The sequence below is a fragment of the Kushneria sp. Sum13 genome, from assembly GCF_052692355.1.
The window spans coordinates 1-18,942 of sequence record NZ_CP199847.1 but is presented as its reverse complement, the minus strand read 5'-3'; the positions used below and the strand labels follow the sequence as shown (position 1 = coordinate 18,942).

Sequence of the window (18,942 nt, the reverse complement as noted above, 5' to 3'; positions counted from 1 at the left end):
CGACCGAAGCATACCTGGCGTGATACAAATAGCGTGATATTAACCAACGAATTGGCCATCAAAACAGCGCCTGCCCGAGCGATGCTCCAGACGCCGTTTCGGAGTAAGCTTGAGCAAAGCCTCGTCGTTGGCTGTCACAACATGAGCTGATGAACGGGCATCAAGGGGGCACCGTGGATAGTGACGTGGAAAGTGATAAGAAGGTAGTCGTACTACTGGTGACAGAGATCAATCCGCAAAGCGAGCTGTTCATGCAGTACGTGCGGGACAGGATCGGCTGCGAAGTAGAAACGCTGGCACCGCGGGACGCGGTTCCGGCAGAAGATGATATACAGCGTGTGGTGCTGCTCGATGCCGATCACGTCAATGAAAAGGACATGTACCACTGGGAAGAAAGTGCGGCCAGTGACAGTGCCACACTAACGCTGGCAGCCTTTAACCTCGCCGATGAAAATCAGGCCGTCAATCTGGCGACCACCTTTCGTCTCCAGGGCGTCTTTTATCGCCGTGATTCGCTGGCCCTGATCTGCAAGGGCATTGCCAAGCTGATCAACGAAGAACTGTGGATGTCGCGCAATCTGATGACGCGACTGATCCGTTTCTATCGTCGCCAGCAGATCAACGCCTTCAGACCGGCCAACGGCCTGACGCATCGCGAACTCGAGATTTTGCGACTGCTGGGTACGGGCGCGTCCAACACCGAAATCGCCGGCCAGCTCTTTGTCAGCGAACATACGGTCAAGTCGCACCTTTACAACATCTTTCGCAAGCTCAAGGTGCGCAATCGCATTCAGGCCATGAACTGGGTGCGCCAGAACCTGGGCGGGGCACCATTGCCACCCTCCTCCCGCAGTACGTCGTCCGACGCCTGAGCGTGTCTGCTGCCGGGTCATGACAGGGCGCCCCTGGCCGTAATGGCCAGGGGCGCCCTTTTCATGGTTCGTACGGCCAGACTTCAGGCGGCGGGCGCCATATCACTGTCTGAAGACGACCTTGAAGGGCGCAGGGCGGGATAGCTGGCCGTCAGGCCGTTGACCTGCTTGAGCTCGACCACGATGTCGCGCTCGTGCGAGGAGTAGACGAAATTGTCGATATCCTCCTGAATATCGGGGTCAATGAACCCCGCCTCGCGAGCATCAATGATCAGATGACTGCCGTCGGCGATTTCATCGAGGTAGTAGCGCACCTTGTCACGGTTGAGAAAGGACACATCGGTGTGAAACCGCAGCAGGGCATAGCGATCATGATGGGTAAACGACACCGAGGAGTGATAGTTGGCGCGTACCAGAAAGTAGAGCCCGCACAGAAAGCCGATGATGACCCCTTCCAGCAGATTGGTGACCATGATCGCCACCACTGTCACGGCAAAGGGCACAAAGCGCTGCCAGCCCTGATGATAGTGCGCAAGGATTGTGGCCGGCCGGGCCAGCTTGTAACCGGTATGCACCAGCACCGCTGCCAGACACGCCAGCGGAATGAACTCCAGCGCCCCGGCCACGAACGCTACGCTGCACAGCAGCAAAAGACCGTGCACGAAACTGGCCAGACGCGTACGCCCGCCGGCCTGCACGTTGGCCGAACTGCGCACGATCACGGCCGTAATCGGCAACCCGCCGACCATGCCACTGACCATATTGCCGATACCCTGCGCCTTGAGCTCGCGATGCGGCGGCGAATGGCGCTTGAGCGGGTCGATCTTGTCGACCGCCTCCAGACTTAAAAGAGTTTCAAGGCTGGCCACCAGTGCCAGCGTCACGGCCGTCATGTAGACCTGCGGCTTGAGCAGATCTGCCATCACCGGCAGCTGCAGCTGACCGATAAAGTCGACCGGGCCGCCAAGCCCGGGCAGGGAGATACGCTGACCGCCATCCAAGGCGCCGGGCAGACCCAGCGACAGCGCCAATCGATCCATGGCGATGGCCACCAGCACGGCCACCAGCGCCGCCGGGAAACGCTTGATCACTGCCGGCATGAAGGGCTTCTCCCAGCTGACCAGTATGCCCAGCGTCACCACGGCAATGGCCAGCGCCACCGGTGACAGGTTGGCCAGCAGCGCGCCGACATTCAAAAGCGACACCTCGCTGTCCTGGGAGAGTCCCAGCGCCAGCGGTATCTGATTCAAAATCAGAATCAACCCGATGGCCGCCAGCATGCCCTTGATGACAGCCGAAGGCACAAAGGCACCGATCTTGCCCAGACGAAGAAAGCCGAATATCAGCTGCAGGGCGCCGGCCAGTACCGTAGCCATGAAAAGTCCGCTCAGACCGAGCTGTTCGACCGCACTCAATACGATCACGGTCAGACCGGCAGCCGGGCCGGATACGCTCAGGGATGAGCCGCTGAAAATCGAGACGACAAGGCCGCCAACAATACCGGCAATCAGTCCGGAGAGCGGCGGTGCCCCCGAGGCCAGTGAAATGCCCAGACACAAGGGAATGGCGACCAGAAAAACCACGACGCCGGCAGGTAAATCCTGTGACAGCGTCTTTAATGAAAGCGCTTTGCTCATGTTAACTGTCTCTTTTCATGAATAATGACATGATTAAATGATCAGACGGCGCAGGCCTGAACACGCTCGCAACCTTCACCATTCCAGCGCTGAATTTCGCGCAGCCTTCCCGTTTCCAGCGCATACACCATGCCGTGAATCGTCGGCAGCTGGTGGCGTGACCAGTGCGCCTGAATCAGCGGCAGTTCACTGAGTGTCCTGATTTGATCGGCCACATTGAAGGCCACCAGCCGATCCAGACGTTCGGCATCATCGGTGATTTCTGCCAGCTCATCGGCATGCCTTCTTCTGACGTTACGGATGCCATCCAGGTGATGATCAAGATGAGAAAGGCCGGTATTTTCATCTGTCATTGCCGCCTTGATTCCCCCACACCGATGATGGCCGCAGACGATGATATGACGGACCTTTAATACAGCAACGGCGTATTCAAGTACGCTCATAAATCCCGTTTCATTGGGACAGACCCGGTTGGCCACATTACGATGAATAAACATTTCACCCGGCGAGGTATTACAAAGCTGCTCGGCAGGAACACGGCTGTCAGAACAGCCGATCCAGAGCACTTCCGGAGATTGCCCGGCGCTCAAGCGATCAAACATGTTTGGATCGCGATGTTTGATTTCACTGGCCCAGGCCTGATTTTCCAGCAACAATCTCTCGACAAAACGCATCTGGCGCTCCTCTATTTTGTTACGAAACGGTAACCGATACGTTTCAAATCCATCCCCTAACGCAATTTCCTGTGCACAATGCGCCATTTGATGTAGATGCACGTTTTGACCGCTCTCATTCAAAAATCGATCGCCTTATAATCGAGAGCATCTTCAGTACCCCGGTCGCGTCGGCTATCGGTACGATCACCGGAACCACTACTGCGTTTCTGCTGATCGACCTAGAACGTTAGTCGCAAGAGCTTAATCAGCTCTGAACCTTAAGTGCTTTTAAGTAGTTGTTTTGTTTATTTTTTTACTTAATCTTACTTAGCGTGAAGGGTGCCCTGTCCGGTGCGCCGGACCCTGGCACATCCCCCTGTTTTGATCGCTGTCGGGTGTCTGAAGGCCTTCATACTCTTTACCAGGGCCACTTTCATGGATGTGACGAATATTGCACTGATCATGGTGACCAAAAGCAGCCCCCAGAATGAGCTGTTTCTGGACTATCTCCGTCAGCAACTGGACTGCCACGTGCAGCAGCTGCCGACCGATGAACCACCCGAATTACCCGAGCATCTAAGGCACTGCCGCGTTGTGGCACTGCTGGACGACGATCATCTGGAAGAGTCCGTGCTGCGTGAATGGACCCAGCAGCTGGGCCAGTATGACGATGCCATCTTCACGGCTTTCAACATGAGCAATGAGGACCGCGCCGTCGCGCTGATGATGCGCATGCCGCTGCACGGTATCTTTTATCGGGGGGATTCCCTTGAGCTGATCAGCAAGGGCATTCGCAAGCTGTTTGAAGGGGAGATGTGGCTGTCACGCCCGCTGATGGAGCGTCTCTTGTGCGCCTACTGGCATCGTCAGCACGATGAGCAGCTGCCGCTGGCCAGTCTGACCCCGCGGGAGCAGGAAATTCTGGGACTGCTGGACAGCGGTGCCAGCAACCTGGACATCGCGGATCGCCTGTCCATCAGCGAGCACACGGTCAAGTCGCACCTGTATCACGTGTTTCGAAAGCTCAAGGTAAGAAACCGGGCCCAGGCGCTGAATCTGCTGCGCCAGCAGCCCACGGCCGTGGTGGCCGCCCCCCGCACGCGTCGGGAAACGGCCTGACAGGCCATCGGCCGGGTAGGGTCAGTTCAGGCGCAGCCGCTCCCTGATCAGGGAAACCAGCGTCAGATTGGCATCCTCGGCCGTCGTGTCCAGATGAATCAGATAGGCCAGCTCATCCTCGCCGAAGTCTTCACGCGAGGCGAGCTGGTGATCCAGCACTTCGATCCCTGCCTCCGAGACTTCACCCCGCCGGCTTTGGCGTCGTCCGAGCCGATCCCGCAGGGTGGCGTCATCGGCCTCGAAACTGATCAAGAGCGCCGCTAGTCCACGCTTTTCGGCTTCGTGTCGCAGCCGGTCGCGCTGCAGGCGCTTGAGCGATGTGGCATCAATGCAGACCGGATAACCGGCTTCCATCAGCGTGCCGCTCAAGTGGGCCAGTCGCTCGTAGGTCTGGCGGGTCATCTCATCGCTATAAAGGCCCTGTGCCACGCCCGAGCCTGAATCGGCATCGGGTGCCAGCTCACAAAGACGCTTGCGCTCGACATCGGAGCGAAGGCGTATCGCGCCCAGCGTGCGTACGACCTGCTCGGTAAACCGGCTCTTGCCGCTGCCCGAGACGCCCACGCTGATCAAAAGCCAGGGGATATCGGTCTCACTGTAGCGCTCGGCCAGCGCGATATAGCTGCGATAGTCCGACAGCGCCGCTTCGCGGTCCGCCGGATGTAGATCCGGCTGCTGAAGACGAAACAGGGCCACCTTGGCCCGTACCATGGCTCGATAGGCCTTGTACCAGGGCAAAAGGCGAACCAGTTCGTGATCCCCGCTGCTTTCCAGATAGCGATTGAGCACGTGACTGGACAGCGCATGCTCACCGCGCGCTTCCAGATCCATCAGCAAAAAGGCCAGCTCACAGCAGACATCGTTGTAGCGCAGGTCATCGTTGAACTCGATACAGTCAAAGATCAGCGCCCGCCCCTGATGCTGTACCACGTTGGCCAGATGCACATCGCCATGCGTTTCACGCACGAACCCTTCGCGCTGGCGCCTTGCCAGCAGCGGTTCAAGCCGGTGATAAAGCTCTTCGGCGCGCGTGGCCAGCTCTTCCAGACGACGACGATCCGTTTCATCCTCCAGCAGCGGTCGAATCTGATCGAAATTCTGGACCACCGGCGCATGAACGGCCCCGGGCGCGCCAAAGGCACTGTCCGGCGACACGCGTTCGCTACGCTGATGAAAGGCGACCAGCTGATCCACCATGTCATCCATCATCGTGCGGGTCAGCTCGTTGTTGGCCTGCAGCGTCGAGAAAAGCCCGGCGTTATCGAACTGGCGCATGCACACGGCATACTCGAAGGGCTCGCCTTCCCCGTCCAGCACGGGGGATTCGGCCGTGCCGCTGATGGGAACGACCCGCTCATAGAGATCGCCTGCCAGCCGGCGATTGAGCCGCACCTCGTCTTCACAAAAGCGCTTGCGACGTTCCAGCGTCGAGAAATCCAGAAAGCCGAAATCCAGCGGCTTCTTGATCTTGTAGGCGTACTCGCCGGTCAGGATGACCCAGGAAATATGGGTCTCGTACACCTGCAGGCTGGACACCTCATGATTGAAAAACCGGCCGCTTCTCAGCGCGCTGATCAGTGACTGACTCAAGGGGCTCACTCCGGATCAGTGATGAAATTCGTCCGTCGAACATCGACGGACGGGGAAAGACGCCCCGAAAGGCGTCGACGATCAGGTCAGGGTCGCAAACACTGCCTCGGCGGCATCCAGGGTGGCATTGATGTCTTCATCCTCATGGACGCTGGACATGAAGCCGGCCTCGAACGGAGATGGTGCCATATAGACGCCGCGGTCCAGCATGGCCGTAAAGAAGCGTCTGAAGCGCTCAACGTCACAGCCAGTCGCCGCCGCGAAGTCATTGACCTCGGTCTGGTCGGTAAAGAAGATGCCGAACATGCCACCGACGCGATGGGTCAAAAGCGACACACCGGCCGCCTTTGCGCGCTGCTCGAGACCGTCACACAGGGTGTTGACGCGCTCAATCAGACGCTTGTGAAAATCAGGCTGACGAATCTTTTTCAACAGCGCGATTCCCGCGGCCATGGCCAGCGGATTGCCGGAAAGCGTCCCGGCCTGATAGACAGGCCCCAGCGGCGAGAGATATTCCATGATATGGCGCTTGCCGCCGAAGGCGCCCACCGGCATGCCGCCCCCGACGATCTTGCCCAGACAGGTCAGATCGGGGGTAATGCTGTAATGGGCCTGAGCCCCACCCAGCGCCACACGAAAGCCGGTCATGACCTCATCAAAGATCAACACGGCGCCGGACTCGTCACACACCTCGCGCAGACACTTCAGAAATCCCGGCACCGGCGGGATGCAGTTCATGTTGCCGGCGACCGGCTCCACGATCACGCAGGCCACCTGATCGCCGATCTCGCGAAAGCATTCGCGCACGCCCTCGATATCGTTGTAGGAGAGCGTCACGGTGTGCTCGGCAAGCGATGCCGGCACCCCGGGTGAGCTGGGTTCGCCGTGGGTCAGCGCACCGGAGCCCGCCTTGACCAGCAGCGAATCCACATGACCGTGATAGTTGCCCTCGAACTTGACCACCTTGTCACGGCCGGTATAGCCGCGCGCCAGGCGTACCGCGGACATGGTGGCCTCGGTGCCCGAGTTGACCATGCGCACCATGTCAATCGACGGCATGATCTCGCAGATCAGCTCCGCCATGTCGGTTTCAACCGCTGTGGGCGTGCCGAACGAAAGACCGTCTTCCAGTCGATCGCGCACGGCACCCAGCACATCCGGGTCGGCATGACCGGTAATCATCGGCCCCCAGGAGCCGACATAGTCGATGTAGCGCTTGCCTTCAACATCAAAGAGATAGGGGCCACGGGCGCGTGACACGAACATGGGGGCACGGCCCATGCCCTTGAAGGCACGAACCGGAGAATTGACGCCACCGGGGATGCGGTGTCCGGCGCGGGTAAAAAGCGTCTCGGAGGTGATGAGATCCATCTTCGCGCTCCTGTGCAGGAAAAAGGGTCGGTCCAAAAGGGACCGTTTGCAGGTTCAGGGTTATCCACATCTCGTCAGCAGATACGGCTCAAACAGGGGTGTGGATAACATGAAAACTTATCGTTCAAAGGCCTGATTGAGCCGGCGCACCACAGCACCCGGATCATCATGACCGAAAATGCCATGCACCAGCGCAATCAGATCGGCACCGGCGTCGATCGTCGCCTCGATGTTGTCGCCATCGATACCGCCGATCGCCACAAGCGGCAGTTCAAAACGGGCTGCCTGTGCCAGCACCGACAGATCCGCCGGCGGCGCATCAGGCTTGGTGCGTGAGGGATAGAAACGACCAAAGGCCAGGTAGCTGGCCCCCTCGCGGGCGGCCTGTTCGGCGAACTCGAGACTGCCCTGGCAGGTGGCGCCAATGATGGCCTCGGGGCCCAGTGCCTTGCGGGCTCGGGCAATCGAGCCATCGCTGCGTCCCAGATGCAGTCCGACCCCCAGCCGCCAGGCAAGCGCGGCATCATCGTTGATGATCAGGGGCGTGTCATAGTGATCACACAGCGCCTTGAGGGCGCGCCCCTGTCGCTCACGCTGTCCTTCATCGCCGGACTTGTCACGATACTGCAAAAGCGCAATGCCGGCGCTCAGCGCCGCCTCGCACCGATCAATGAGCGTGGCGTCATCCGGCATCAGCTGTGCATCGGTCAGGGCATAAAGCCCTCGCGTCCACTGGGTCATGTCGCGCTCCCCTGTTTCGGTAAACCCTGGCTCGGTAAACCCTGAGTCGGTAAATGAAATGGCCCGGTCAGGCGGTCGGGAATCTGCTGGCCGCGCCCCGGCGTCAGCGCCCGCTCAAGGCTGTGCCAGGTAAACTGCTGCGCCGTTTGACAGGCCTGCGCCAGCGTTTCACCCCGTGCCATCAGGGCGGCGATGGCACTGGCCAGCGTGCATCCCGAACCGTGGTAGTGGCCCGGCAGGCGCGGCCATGACCACGCCTGCAGGTTTCCGGGCGTATAGAGTCGATGGATAACATGGGGCTGAGGCTGCGTGTCTGCAACGTCGGTGCCGGTGGCCAGCACGGCGCCTGCCCCGGCGGCCAGCATCTGCTCGGCCTGATCGGGGATCCGCGCCTCCTCGAAGGCGCTGCCGGTCAGACGGGCAAGTTCCTCAAGGTTGGGCGTGATCAGGCTGGCCAGCGGCAGCAGCCGCTTGACGAAGGCGTCCATCAATGCCTGACCGGACAGCTCGCGACCCCCACCGGCCTTGAGCACCGGGTCGATGACGATCGGCAGATGCGGGTACGCTGCACACAGCGTAATGACCGCTTCCAGCGCAGAGAGATCGGCAATCAACCCGACCTTGATGGCGTGAATGTCACAGTCTTCCAGCACCGCCCGGGCCGTGGCCAGAATCTCTTCGCCCGGGCGCGGCATGACACTTCGAACATCAACGGTCGTCTGGCACGTCAGCGCCGTAGGCACCGTCAGTGCCCAGCCGCCCATGGCGCGAATGGCCTCGGCGTCGGCCACTAGCCCGGCGCCGCCGGTCGGGTCGTGACCGGCCAGTACCAGAACGCAGGGCAGGGACATCAGAACGGCTTGACCACGGAAAGAATCACGATGGCGATCAGCACAACGGCCGGAATGACACCAAAGACGCGATAGTAGCCGCCGCCGCGACGGTTGGTGCCGGACGCAAAGCGCTTCATGTGGGCCTTGCAGATATGATGAAACCCGATCAGAAGCACGACCAGCACGGCCTTGACGTAAAACCAGCCCGCGGTGAGGTAGACCTGAAAATTGAGCGCCACAAGCCACAGCCCGAACACCACCGTCAGGATCATGGCCGGCGTCATGATGGCGCCATAAAGCTTTCGTTCCATGATCTGAAAGCGGGTCGATCCCTGTCCGTCATTCTGGCGCATGGCGTGGGCGTGATAGATAAAAAGCCGCGGCAGATAAAACAGTGCGGCAAACCAGCATGTAAATGAAATGATATGAAAGGCCAGAACCCAGGGGTACATATGCGCATCCTCAATAACGGTCGTCAGGTCGTGGCTGATGGGGGCATGGCCCATCAGTGATAATAGTTTTCTATGGCTTCCCGCGTGATGATACCTGAAACCCGGTGCATCATCGGCGCGGTAATGTGTCTGACGTAGAGGGCATCCACCCGCTGATCGTCAAGGCATGCAAAGGCTTCCGACAGCGTGGCCTGAAGCGCGATCGGGGCCAGCTCCAGTCGCTTGCCCGGAATCTCCAGCAGATTGATGCTGTCTTTTTGATCCACGCCGGCCTGATCGTCCTCTTCCAGTGCCCGTGCCATGTCCGCCGCCAGCAGGGCCAGTGGCGCCTTGCCGGGTTCGCGGTCGGCCTTGTGCTGATCACTCTGACGATGGATCAAAAGCCACGTGGGCCGCGCATCCAGAATGACCCTCGCCCGCTCCCGGGTGATGACCGCCGCCGTCACGGTCACGCTTCGGTCCATGACCGCGCCCACCCCGACCCTTGAGAGCGCCTGCATCAGAGGCTGCTGCAGTGGATGTTGCGCGTGGCCCTGACGGGTCATGACGAAAAACCCCTGCGTGCGCCAGGCAACGCGAGCGGTCAGCGCCGCACTCAAAACGCTCAGCATGCCGTATAAAATGATATCAGGACTGTGCGTCAGCTCCACCAGCGCCATGATCGCCGCCAGCGGTGCCTGCAACACGGCGCCCATCATGGCGGCCATGCCCATCATGACATACAGGTTGGGCTCCCCTACCATCGAAGGCAACACCGCCGAGGCGCCAAGCCCGAAAAGCGCCCCGGCGGCAGCCCCCATCACCAGCGTCGGACCGACAATGCCCACCGGTATCCCGCACGCCAGGGTTATGGCAGTCAACAAGAGCTTGCCCAGCGCCAGTGCCAGCAGCACATCAAGGCTTGCCTGACCGCTCAGAATCGTTTCGACGCTGTCATACCCGATGCCCTGCACCTGCGGATAAAAACAGGCCACGGCCCCGGTCAGCACACCGGCCATCAACAGTCGAACGGCCCAGGGCACATTGGCCAGCCGGTCGCCCAGACGAGTGAGCCGAATAAAGCCGCCGGCCATGATACCGATGGCCAGCGCCATCAGCAGCAGCCACGGAATATCCAGTAAACGCGGCTCGATGATCCCCGGCATCATGAAAGCCGGCGCCGAGCCAAAATGCAGTTGCGTAATGACGGCACCGGTGGCCGAGGCCAGCATCACGGGCATGAAGCCGGTCAGGGTGTACTCCATCATCACCACTTCCATGGCGAAAATCACCCCGGCAATGGGTGTGTTGAACGAGGCCGAGATACCGGCCGCCACGCCGCAGCCGACCAGCACGCGCAGACTGTTGTGCGGCAGTTTGAGCAGCTGACCGATCCAGCCCGACGCCCCGGCGCCCAGATGAATGGCCGGTCCCTCACGACCGGCGGACAACCCGCCCAGCAGCGACACAACACCGACCCACCACTGGTTAAGCCAGTTGTCGCGTGCCATGACGCCCTGATGAAAGGAGAAACGCTCGATGACATGTGTAATCCCCAGGCGCCGGGCGCTTTTTTTCTGCCAGCCAAGTCCCAGCCCGATCAGGATGACCGCGATCACCGGCAGGGCCACGCGCACCATCATCGGCAGGCTTTCAAAGGCCTCGGCCTGACCGTTTGGCATCAGCATGAGCGCCCCTAGCCCGATCAGCTCTCGAAAGACAATCATGATGAGGCCGGTCAAGGCACCCGAAATGACCGCCAGCAGGCACAGCTGCGGCAGGGCATCGACACTTGCCAGCTCGCGTCGAAAGTTTTCAAGGTTCAGGCGTGACATATCCAGCAGACGGCGCGGCAAGCTTTTTCTCCCCAGCGGCACGGTAATGCGGTCATGGGACCACACGTCCTTCAGCCTATCATTGTTTAGGGTCATCGCCTTTCATGATTGCTGCCCGGCGGGTGCCGGTTGACCACCGGCTGGAGGGGTGCCGATAATGGGTGCCATGACAGCCATCGTGCTGATCCATTCCTGACACGCATCAGACGTGTCATCTCAAAAGGAGGCCGCGATGAGCGGAGCAGAATCCTTTGTTCCGACACCGCTTGTCTTTACCGATGCCGCGGCAGGCAGAGTCAGGGCGCTGATAGAAGAAGAGCGTAACCCGGCCCTGAAACTGCGCGTCTACGTAACGGGAGGCGGTTGTTCGGGCTTTCAATATGGTTTCGATGTCGCAGAGACCATCAGTGAGGACGACACCGTTATCGAAAATGGCGATGTAGCCATGGTGGTCGACCCGCTGAGCTATCAATATCTGGTCGGTTCCACGGTCGATTTCGAAGCCGGCCTGGCAGGCGCCCGGTTTTTGATCAAAAATCCCAACGCCACCACGACCTGTGGCTGCGGTGCATCCTTTACGGTTTAAGGTCGCCTGCCGATATTCAGGCGCCTGTCAGCTTCTGACAGGCGCCTTTTTTATGTCCATTATTGCCACAATCGGCTTTTTTTGACGCCGGCCCCCTGTGGATAAAAAAAAGCGCCTTTTTCTACCACCGCCTCTATAGCCCGCCACACACATGAGTCTCCTCGTATTTTCCTGCCGCATTCGCTTTCTTGACGAGTATGGGGAGAACCCCCTCTGAGCCCGGTTAACGAAACGGGGATAAATCGAGTTGTGGGTAACTTGCCGTTTTATACACACCCCGTACAGTGCCTGCCCCAGGGATGCAAGCAGCTTGCCTGGGTTTCCAGTCACACCGCAGCATTTTGTTTTGTAAGTGTAAAAGCCGCTTTTCCACAGAAAATGCCGCCCCCAATAATCACAACCACAATAGAACTTCTTACTTAAAAGACTATTTAATTAATTAAAGGCTTTGGGGTTCGGGAAAATCCATGTGTGGAAAACCCTGACGCTTACTCACAGCCACGTTATAATGCGCGCCATTCAATACGGCTTATCCCCAACACCCTGCACGGGCATGTGGGTATCGACACGCGCTGATCAGTCGGGTGTCACGTTCATTTTCAACCCCTCGAGGTTTTTCACGTGGATTATCCGGACCGCTTTGACGTCATTGTCATCGGTGGTGGTCATGCGGGTACCGAAGCCGCACTGGCCGCCGCTCGTATGGGCTGTCAGACCCTGCTGCTCAGTCACAACATCGAAACGCTGGGACAAATGTCCTGTAATCCGGCCATCGGTGGCATCGGCAAGAGCCATCTGGTCAAGGAAATTGATGCGCTGGGCGGTGCCATGGCACTGGCTGCAGATCAGGGCGGCATCCAGTTTCGAACGCTGAATTCCCGCAAGGGACCGGCCGTACGGGCCACCCGTGTTCAGGCCGACCGCGTTCGCTACAAGGCCGCCATTCGCCATATCCTTGAAAACCAGCCCAATCTGTCGATCTTTGCCCAGGCAGCCGATGATCTGATCGTGGAAGGCGATACGGTGCGCGGTGTCCTGAGTAAGGGCGGCGTACGTTTCATGGCCGAAACCGTGGTGCTTTGTACCGGGACCTTTCTGGGCGGCGTGATTCATATCGGCATGGAACATCACAGCGGCGGCCGTTCGGGTGATCCGGCGTCCAATGCGCTGGCGGCACGTCTTCGCGAACAGCCTCTGCGGGTAGCACGTCTCAAGACCGGCACCCCACCGCGGCTTGATGCCAGAACGGTCGATTTCTCGAAACTGGCCGAACAGCCCGGTGATACGCCGCGGCCGGTGATGTCCTACATGGGCCGGCGTGACATGCACCCCGCCCAGGTAAGCTGCTTCATTGCGCACACCAACGAACGTACTCACGACATCATTCGGGCCAATCTGCATCGCTCGCCGATGTACTCCGGCGTCATCGAGGGCATCGGTCCCCGCTACTGCCCGTCGATCGAGGACAAGATTCATCGCTTTGCCGACAAGCAGAGCCACCAGATCTTTATCGAGCCGGAAGGGCTCGACACCCATGAGCTCTACCCCAACGGCATTTCGACATCACTGCCCTTCGATGTGCAACTCGATGTCGTGCGCTCGATCGAGGGGCTGGAGCGCACTCACATCGTGCGTCCGGGCTATGCCATTGAGTACGACTTCTTCGATCCGCGCGATCTGAAGCATTCACTGGAAACGAAGGTCATCCATAACCTGTGGTTTGCCGGCCAGATCAACGGCACGACCGGTTATGAGGAAGCCGCCGCCCAGGGGCTGCTGGCAGGACTCAATGCCGCCCGCCGCGTGCAGGGACTGGAGGCCTGGTGGCCGCGCCGTGATGAGGCCTATATCGGTGTGATGGTGGATGACCTGATCCGCATGGGCACCCAGGAACCTTATCGGATGTTTACCTCGCGAGCGGAATATCGCCTGCTGCTGCGTGAAGACAACGCCGATCTGCGCCTGACCGAAACAGGCCGTCAGCTGGGGCTGGTGGATGATGCCCGCTTTGACGCCTTTGAGCGCAAGCGCACGGCCATAGACGCCGAGCGCGAGCGACTGGATCGGGTCTGGATTCAGCCCGGAAGTGATGCCGCCAAAGGGCTTGCCGATAGGGTGGGCACCCTGTCCCGCGAACATCGTCTGAGCGATCTGCTGCGTCGACCCGAGCTGGTCTATGACGATATTGCACCGCTGGCCGAGGGGGCGCCGGAAGATCCGCTGGTGCGTGAGCAGGTACAGATTCAGGCCAAATATCAGGGTTACATCGATCGCCAGAGTGAAGAAATCGACAAGCTCAAGCGTCACGAAGCCACCCCTCTGCCGCAATCGCTGGAATATGATCGCATCGACGGACTGTCCAACGAGATTCGCCAGAAGCTCAATGCCGCTCGCCCCGAAACGCTGGCCGAGGCCGGGCGCATTCCGGGCGTAACGCCGGCGGCCATTTCGATGCTGCTGATTCATCTCAAAAAGCGTGGCAGTGCCCACAAGGTCAGGGCCGGTACGTCATGAGTAGCGGTATTGAGCGTCGTCTCGATGACGGCATGACGGCTTTGAACCTGAGCGTTTCAGCCGAGGTTCGTGAGCGCCTGCTGGCCTTTGTGACGCTGTTGCACAAGTGGAATCGGGCCTATAACCTCACCGCCGTACGCGATATCGAGCTGATGGTGACGCGCCATCTACTGGACAGTCTGGCGATTCTGCCGTGGATCGAGGGTCCGGGACTTCTTGATGTCGGTAGCGGTGCCGGGCTGCCCGGTATCGTGGTGGCCATCGTGCGCCCCGACATTGCCCTGACCTCGATTGACAGCAACGGCAAGAAAATCCGCTTTCAACGCCAGGTGGCCTTCGAGCTGGGCCTTGAGAATGTCACCCCCGTGCATGATCGGGTCGAGGCACTCGAGGGCGTCACGTTTGAGCAGATCACCAGCCGGGCCTTTGCCGCACCGGCAGACTTTGTGGCCCTGACCCGTTCGCTGCTCGCTGACGGCGGTCACTGGCTGGCCATGGCAGGGCGCGTCGATGACATCGTCCTGCCCGAAGACATTCGGCTGGCGCAAACCTGGCCACTGCACATTCCCGGTGAGCAGGGCCAGCGTCATCTGTTGAAAATGGACATCGCCTGACAAGGCCAAGCGATCAATATACAAGGAACTCTCTCTTGACCCGGATCATTGCGCTGACCAACCAGAAGGGTGGCGTCGGCAAGACCACGACCGCCGTCAACCTGGCTGCAGCCCTGGCGTCGCTGAAAAAGCGGGTGCTGCTGGTGGACATGGACCCGCAGGGCCACGCCACCATGGGCAGCGGCATTGACAAGCATGCGCTGGCCAACGGTGGCTCTCTGGACGTGCTGCTCGGCGAACTGTCGGCGAGTGATGCGCTGGTGGACTGCCCCAATGCCGGTTACCAGCTGCTGCCGGCCAATGGCGATCTCACTGCTGCCGAAGTCGACCTGCTCGACAGGGAAGGGCGCGAGCGCTGTCTGGATCGCGCTATCGAAACCGTCGCCGACCGGTTCGATGTGGTGCTGATCGACTGCCCGCCGTCGCTCAACATGCTGACCGTCAATGCCCTGACCGCCGCCCACGGCGTGCTGATTCCGCTGCAGTGCGAGTTCTATGCCCTGGAGGGTCTGTCAGCGCTGCTGGATACCGTTGAGCAGATCCGTGACAGCGTCAATCCGGCGCTGGCCCTCGACGGCATCGTCAGAACCATGTTTGATAATCGCAACAGTCTGACCCGGGATGTCAGCAAGCAGCTGTCGGACTACTTCGGTGACGATCTGCTCAAAACGGCGATCCCCCGCAACATTCGCCTGGCCGAAGCGCCCAGCCATGGTCTGCCGGTCAATCGCTACGCGCGCATGTCCCGCGGTGCCCATGCCTATCGGGTACTGGCCAAGGAATTGATTCGCAAGCTGGCGCTGTAACCCGTCCCGGACACACTGTCGATCATTTGATCCCCCGAGCGCTGATGTCCATGACCTCAGCGCGTGTTGTTACTTCTGCATGGCCTGAACGAGGAACTGTTCATGACGCGTAAACGCGCACTCGGAAGAGGACTGGACGCACTGATTGGCGCCGGCGCCCGGCAGCGTTCACAGACCCAGGACCCCAACGGTGGGTCTGCCGAGGCGGCAGTGACCGCATCCCCGCTGATCGACAGCCGCGAGCGGCTGGAGCGTCTGCCGCTGGCGGAACTGACGCGTGGACGCTATCAGCCCCGGCGCGAGATGCAGCCCGAACGGCTTGAAGAGCTGGCGGCCTCGATCAGAACCCGCGGCGTCATGCAGCCCATCGTGGTCCGTCCCCTGCCCGAAGGCAGCGCCGCCCGCTATGAAATCATCGCCGGTGAGCGCCGCTGGCGCGCGGCGCAAATGGCCGAACTGGATGTGATTCCGGCCGTCGTGCGCGAGCTTGATGATGAAACCGCTCTGGCACTGGCGCTGATCGAAAACATTCAGCGCGAGGACCTCAATCCCATCGAGGAAACCATCGCCCTCAAGCGCCTGATGGATGAATTCTCCCTGACCCAGCAGCAAACGGCCGATGCCGTGGGCCGCTCCCGGGGACAGATCGCCAACATGCTGAGGCTGCTGGCGCTGGAAGAAGACGTGCAGACACTGCTGGAACGCGGTGACATGGATGTTGGCCACGCCCGTGCCCTGCTGGGGCTCAAGGGCAACAAGCAGCGCCAGGCGGCGCGCGAGGTGGTCGAGCGCGGCCTGACCGTGCGCCAGACCGAAGCGCTGGTCAAAAAATATGCCCAGACGACCCCGGACAGCAAAAAGGCAGCGGACAAACCCTCGGGTGATGTCGGCAGTCTTGAAAACCAGTTGGCGGAACTGCTGGGCGCTCGCGTACAGATCAGTCACGGCAGAACCGGCAAGGGTAGTCTGACGATTCGTTACACAAGCCTTGACGAGCTTGATGGTATTCTCTCGCACATTCGCTGAGGCATGAGGCCATGGCGCTTAAACACGACTTAATTCCATGTTGTAAACTGCGACGCTTTGACACAGGATCGAGCCGGTTTTGGTGCAGATCAGCTTAAAGACTGCGATTTTCGATGCCGGTGACATTGAAGCAGCGGGGGGGGTTCCTTATAATCCCGCCTGCCTGGCGCAATGAGTCGAATATTTCGGGAATGCATAAAATCAATGCAACAAGGCAGGCCCGCGACTCCGGCAGCATCAAGACGCCCGAGAATTTACAGATTGCTGGTGGCTCAGCTGGTGGTCACCGCGGTGACGGCAACACTACTGGCCATTGAGGCGAACAATGTTCTTGCGCTGTCGGCCCTCAAGGGTGGTATTGCGGGACTGGTGCCCAACATATATTTTGCCTGGCGTGCGTTTTTATACCGTGGGGCTCGTTTTCAACGTCAGATGGTTCGCAGTTTCTATCGAGCCCAGGTAGGCAAGCATTTTCTGGCGATCCTGCTGTTTGCAGGCATCTTTGTCATATCGCCACCGCAGTCTCCGGAGTGGTTTTTCGTGACATTTGCGCTGGTCCAGTGTGTGTACTGGCTGACGCCCTGGCTGCTCGGCAGACCCGGTTCCCATTAAAATCGATTCAAGGCAACGCTATGGCAGGCAACGCACCGACCTCAACCGAGTATATTACTCACCACCTGCAGAATCTGACCTTTGGCCTCCATCCCGATCACGGCTGGGCCATTGCCCATAATGCCGAGGAAGCCAGGGCCATGGGATTCTGGGCCATCAACCTGGACACCATGGGGTGGTCGATCGCGACCGGTCTGCTGTTTCTGTGGCTGTTTCGCTTTCTCGCCCGTACGGCCACCAGCGGTGTCCCGACCGGTCTGCAGAACGCGCTTGAGATGGTCTTCGAATTTGCCAACGGCATTGTCCGCACCAGCTTCAGCGGCCAAAGCAAGCTGGCAGGCCCGCTGGCACTGACGCTGTTCTGCTGGATCTTTTTCATGAACAGTCTCAAGTGGCTGCCCATCGATCTGATCCCGCAGATTGCCCACAAGCTGGGCATCGAGTACATGCGCATCGTTCCGACCAGTGATCCCAACGCGACACTGGGCATGGGCTTTGCCATCTTCCTGTTGGTGATCTATTACAGCATCCGCAACAAGGGGTTCAGTGGCTTCGCAAAGGAACTTTCCTTTCGTCCCTTCAATCACTGGGCGCTGATTCCCTTCAACCTGGTCCTTGAACTGGTCGTCCTGATCGTCAAGCCCATCAGTCTGGGACTTCGTCTCTTCGGCAACATGTTTGCCGGTGAGGTCATCTTCATCATGATTTCCCTGCTGCCCTTCTGGGCCATCTGGGTACTTGATGTCCCGTGGGCGATCTTTCACATTCTGGTCATCACCCTGCAGGCATTCATCTTTGCCGTGCTGAGTGTGGTGTATCTGAGCGCCTGCTTTGAAGAGCACTGAATCCAATAACAAGATTCGTCTCAAAACCCTTTTACCCCTTGTCTGAAAAAACCTGAAACAGGAGCCATTCCATGGAACTCATCTACATTGCTGCCGCCATCATGATCAGCGGTGCCGCCCTCGCTACCGGTATCGGCTTTGGTCTGCTTGGTGGCAAGCTGCTCGACTCTACTGCGCGTCAGCCGGAACTGGGCGACCAGCTGCAGACCAAAACCTTCATCATGGCCGGTCTGCTTGATGCCGTTCCCATGATCGGTGTGGGTATCGCGATGTACCTGATCTTCGTTGTTGCCGGTTAAGTAAACGCTGTACGCCGGGCCCCTTGTGCTCGGTGTCGCCGTTTCCGGCCACCACGAACCCGCAGGAGGTAGATCCGCGTGAATATCAATATGACGCTTATCGGACAGATGATCGCCTTTGCGATCTTCGTCTGGTTCTGCATGAAATATGTGTGGCCTCCGATCACGCAGGCACTCACCGAGCGTCAGCAGCGCATTCAGGAAGGTCTTGAAGAGGCCGACCGGGCACGCGCCGAGCTGCACAAGGCCAATGAACAGGCCGAGGAAACGCTGCGTGAAAGCCGTGAAGAAGCTGCCCGCATGCTCGACAAGACACGTTCTCGTGCCAATCAGATGATCGAGGAAGCTCGCACTGATGCCCGCGCTGAAGGCGAGCGAATGATTGCCAATGCCCGCAGCGAGATCGACAGCGAGATTCAGCAGGCCAAAAGCGAACTGCGTGCTCAGGTAGCAGCACTGGCCATTCAGGGCGCAGAACGCATTCTCGAGTCCTCCATCGACGAAAAGAAACATCGTGAGATGGTTGATCGACTCGCTGAAGAGCTCTGAGGAAAC

Annotated in this window: 19 protein-coding genes; 11 read left to right on the top strand and 8 right to left on the bottom strand. The window is 59.5% G+C overall.

Annotated elements, in window-relative coordinates:
• Positions 1-149 precede the first annotated feature (149 nt).
• Positions 150-872: a LuxR C-terminal-related transcriptional regulator gene (locus ACUN8C_RS00095; RefSeq protein WP_108841185.1), complete on the top strand. Its 723-nt coding sequence runs from the start codon at positions 150-152 to the stop codon at positions 870-872.
• Positions 873-955: 83 nt separating this feature from the next.
• On the opposite strand, the gene ACUN8C_RS00090 is transcribed toward ACUN8C_RS00095, so the two are convergent.
• Both ACUN8C_RS00090 and ACUN8C_RS00085 read right to left on the bottom strand, forming a co-directional pair.
• Positions 956-2,509 (bottom strand): SulP family inorganic anion transporter, encoded by a 1,554-nt coding sequence (locus ACUN8C_RS00090; RefSeq protein ID WP_445620361.1) that lies wholly within the window; start codon positions 2,507-2,509, stop codon positions 956-958.
• Positions 2,510-2,550: 41 nt separating this feature from the next.
• Positions 2,551-3,285 (bottom strand): carbonic anhydrase, encoded by a 735-nt coding sequence (locus ACUN8C_RS00085; RefSeq protein ID WP_445620360.1) that lies wholly within the window; start codon positions 3,283-3,285, stop codon positions 2,551-2,553.
• Positions 3,286-3,600: 315 nt separating this feature from the next.
• On the opposite strand from ACUN8C_RS00085, the gene ACUN8C_RS00080 reads away from it, so the two are divergent.
• Positions 3,601-4,284, top strand: a complete 684-nt coding sequence (locus tag ACUN8C_RS00080; RefSeq protein WP_445620359.1) for a LuxR C-terminal-related transcriptional regulator — start codon at positions 3,601-3,603, stop codon at positions 4,282-4,284.
• A gap of 21 nt (positions 4,285-4,305) precedes the next feature.
• Here ACUN8C_RS00080 and ACUN8C_RS00075 read toward each other — a convergent pair whose 3' ends face one another.
• The 6 genes from ACUN8C_RS00075 to ACUN8C_RS00050 form a co-directional block, all read right to left on the bottom strand.
• Positions 4,306-5,883, bottom strand: a complete 1,578-nt coding sequence (locus ACUN8C_RS00075) for a bifunctional aminoglycoside phosphotransferase/ATP-binding protein (protein ID WP_445620358.1) — start codon at positions 5,881-5,883, stop codon at positions 4,306-4,308.
• 72 nt (positions 5,884-5,955) lie between these two features.
• Positions 5,956-7,245, bottom strand: coding sequence for a glutamate-1-semialdehyde 2,1-aminomutase (gene hemL, locus ACUN8C_RS00070; RefSeq protein ID WP_445620357.1), 1,290 nt, complete (start codon positions 7,243-7,245; stop codon positions 5,956-5,958).
• Between the two features lie 117 nt (positions 7,246-7,362).
• The gene (gene thiE / locus ACUN8C_RS00065) at positions 7,363-7,986 is read right to left on the bottom strand and encodes a thiamine phosphate synthase (protein WP_445620356.1); all 624 of its coding nucleotides are present in this window, start codon (positions 7,984-7,986) and stop codon (positions 7,363-7,365) included.
• Positions 7,983-8,837, bottom strand: coding sequence for a bifunctional hydroxymethylpyrimidine kinase/phosphomethylpyrimidine kinase (gene thiD, locus ACUN8C_RS00060; protein ID WP_445620355.1), 855 nt, complete (start codon positions 8,835-8,837; stop codon positions 7,983-7,985). The genes thiE and thiD overlap by 4 nt, the downstream gene beginning before the upstream one ends.
• Positions 8,837-9,271, bottom strand: coding sequence for a protoporphyrinogen oxidase HemJ (gene hemJ, locus ACUN8C_RS00055; RefSeq protein ID WP_108841981.1), 435 nt, complete (start codon positions 9,269-9,271; stop codon positions 8,837-8,839). The genes thiD and hemJ overlap by 1 nt, the downstream gene beginning before the upstream one ends.
• A gap of 53 nt (positions 9,272-9,324) precedes the next feature.
• Positions 9,325-11,181 carry a chloride channel protein gene (locus tag ACUN8C_RS00050; protein WP_108841193.1) on the bottom strand — a complete coding sequence of 619 codons (1,857 nt, stop codon included), beginning with the start codon at positions 11,179-11,181 and terminating at the stop codon, positions 9,325-9,327.
• Positions 11,182-11,317: 136 nt separating this feature from the next.
• Between ACUN8C_RS00050 and erpA the strand changes: the two genes are divergently transcribed.
• The 9 genes from erpA to ACUN8C_RS00005 all read left to right on the top strand — a co-directional run bounded on the left by erpA (position 11,318) and on the right by ACUN8C_RS00005 (position 18,936).
• The gene (gene erpA, locus ACUN8C_RS00045) at positions 11,318-11,671 is read left to right on the top strand and encodes an iron-sulfur cluster insertion protein ErpA (protein WP_445620354.1); all 354 of its coding nucleotides are present in this window, start codon (positions 11,318-11,320) and stop codon (positions 11,669-11,671) included.
• Positions 11,672-12,292: 621 nt separating this feature from the next.
• Positions 12,293-14,185, top strand: coding sequence for a tRNA uridine-5-carboxymethylaminomethyl(34) synthesis enzyme MnmG (mnmG, locus tag ACUN8C_RS00040; protein WP_445620353.1), 1,893 nt, complete (start codon positions 12,293-12,295; stop codon positions 14,183-14,185).
• Positions 14,182-14,799, top strand: coding sequence for a 16S rRNA (guanine(527)-N(7))-methyltransferase RsmG (rsmG, locus tag ACUN8C_RS00035; protein WP_445620352.1), 618 nt, complete (start codon positions 14,182-14,184; stop codon positions 14,797-14,799). The genes mnmG and rsmG overlap by 4 nt, the downstream gene beginning before the upstream one ends.
• A gap of 35 nt (positions 14,800-14,834) precedes the next feature.
• Entirely contained in the window at positions 14,835-15,605 is a 771-nt protein-coding gene (locus tag ACUN8C_RS00030; protein ID WP_108841197.1) for a ParA family protein, read from the top strand.
• Between the two features lie 102 nt (positions 15,606-15,707).
• Positions 15,708-16,631 carry a ParB/RepB/Spo0J family partition protein gene (locus ACUN8C_RS00025; RefSeq protein WP_108841982.1) on the top strand — a complete coding sequence of 308 codons (924 nt, stop codon included), beginning with the start codon at positions 15,708-15,710 and terminating at the stop codon, positions 16,629-16,631.
• A gap of 267 nt (positions 16,632-16,898) precedes the next feature.
• Positions 16,899-17,243 (top strand): ATP synthase subunit I, encoded by a 345-nt coding sequence (locus ACUN8C_RS00020; protein ID WP_445621881.1) that lies wholly within the window; start codon positions 16,899-16,901, stop codon positions 17,241-17,243.
• 20 nt (positions 17,244-17,263) lie between these two features.
• Positions 17,264-18,088: a F0F1 ATP synthase subunit A gene (gene atpB / locus ACUN8C_RS00015; protein WP_445620351.1), complete on the top strand. Its 825-nt coding sequence runs from the start codon at positions 17,264-17,266 to the stop codon at positions 18,086-18,088.
• 71 nt (positions 18,089-18,159) lie between these two features.
• Positions 18,160-18,387: a F0F1 ATP synthase subunit C gene (atpE, locus tag ACUN8C_RS00010; protein ID WP_108841200.1), complete on the top strand. Its 228-nt coding sequence runs from the start codon at positions 18,160-18,162 to the stop codon at positions 18,385-18,387.
• 78 nt (positions 18,388-18,465) lie between these two features.
• Positions 18,466-18,936, top strand: coding sequence for a F0F1 ATP synthase subunit B (locus tag ACUN8C_RS00005; protein ID WP_445620350.1), 471 nt, complete (start codon positions 18,466-18,468; stop codon positions 18,934-18,936).
• The last annotated feature ends 6 nt before the right edge of the window (positions 18,937-18,942 follow it).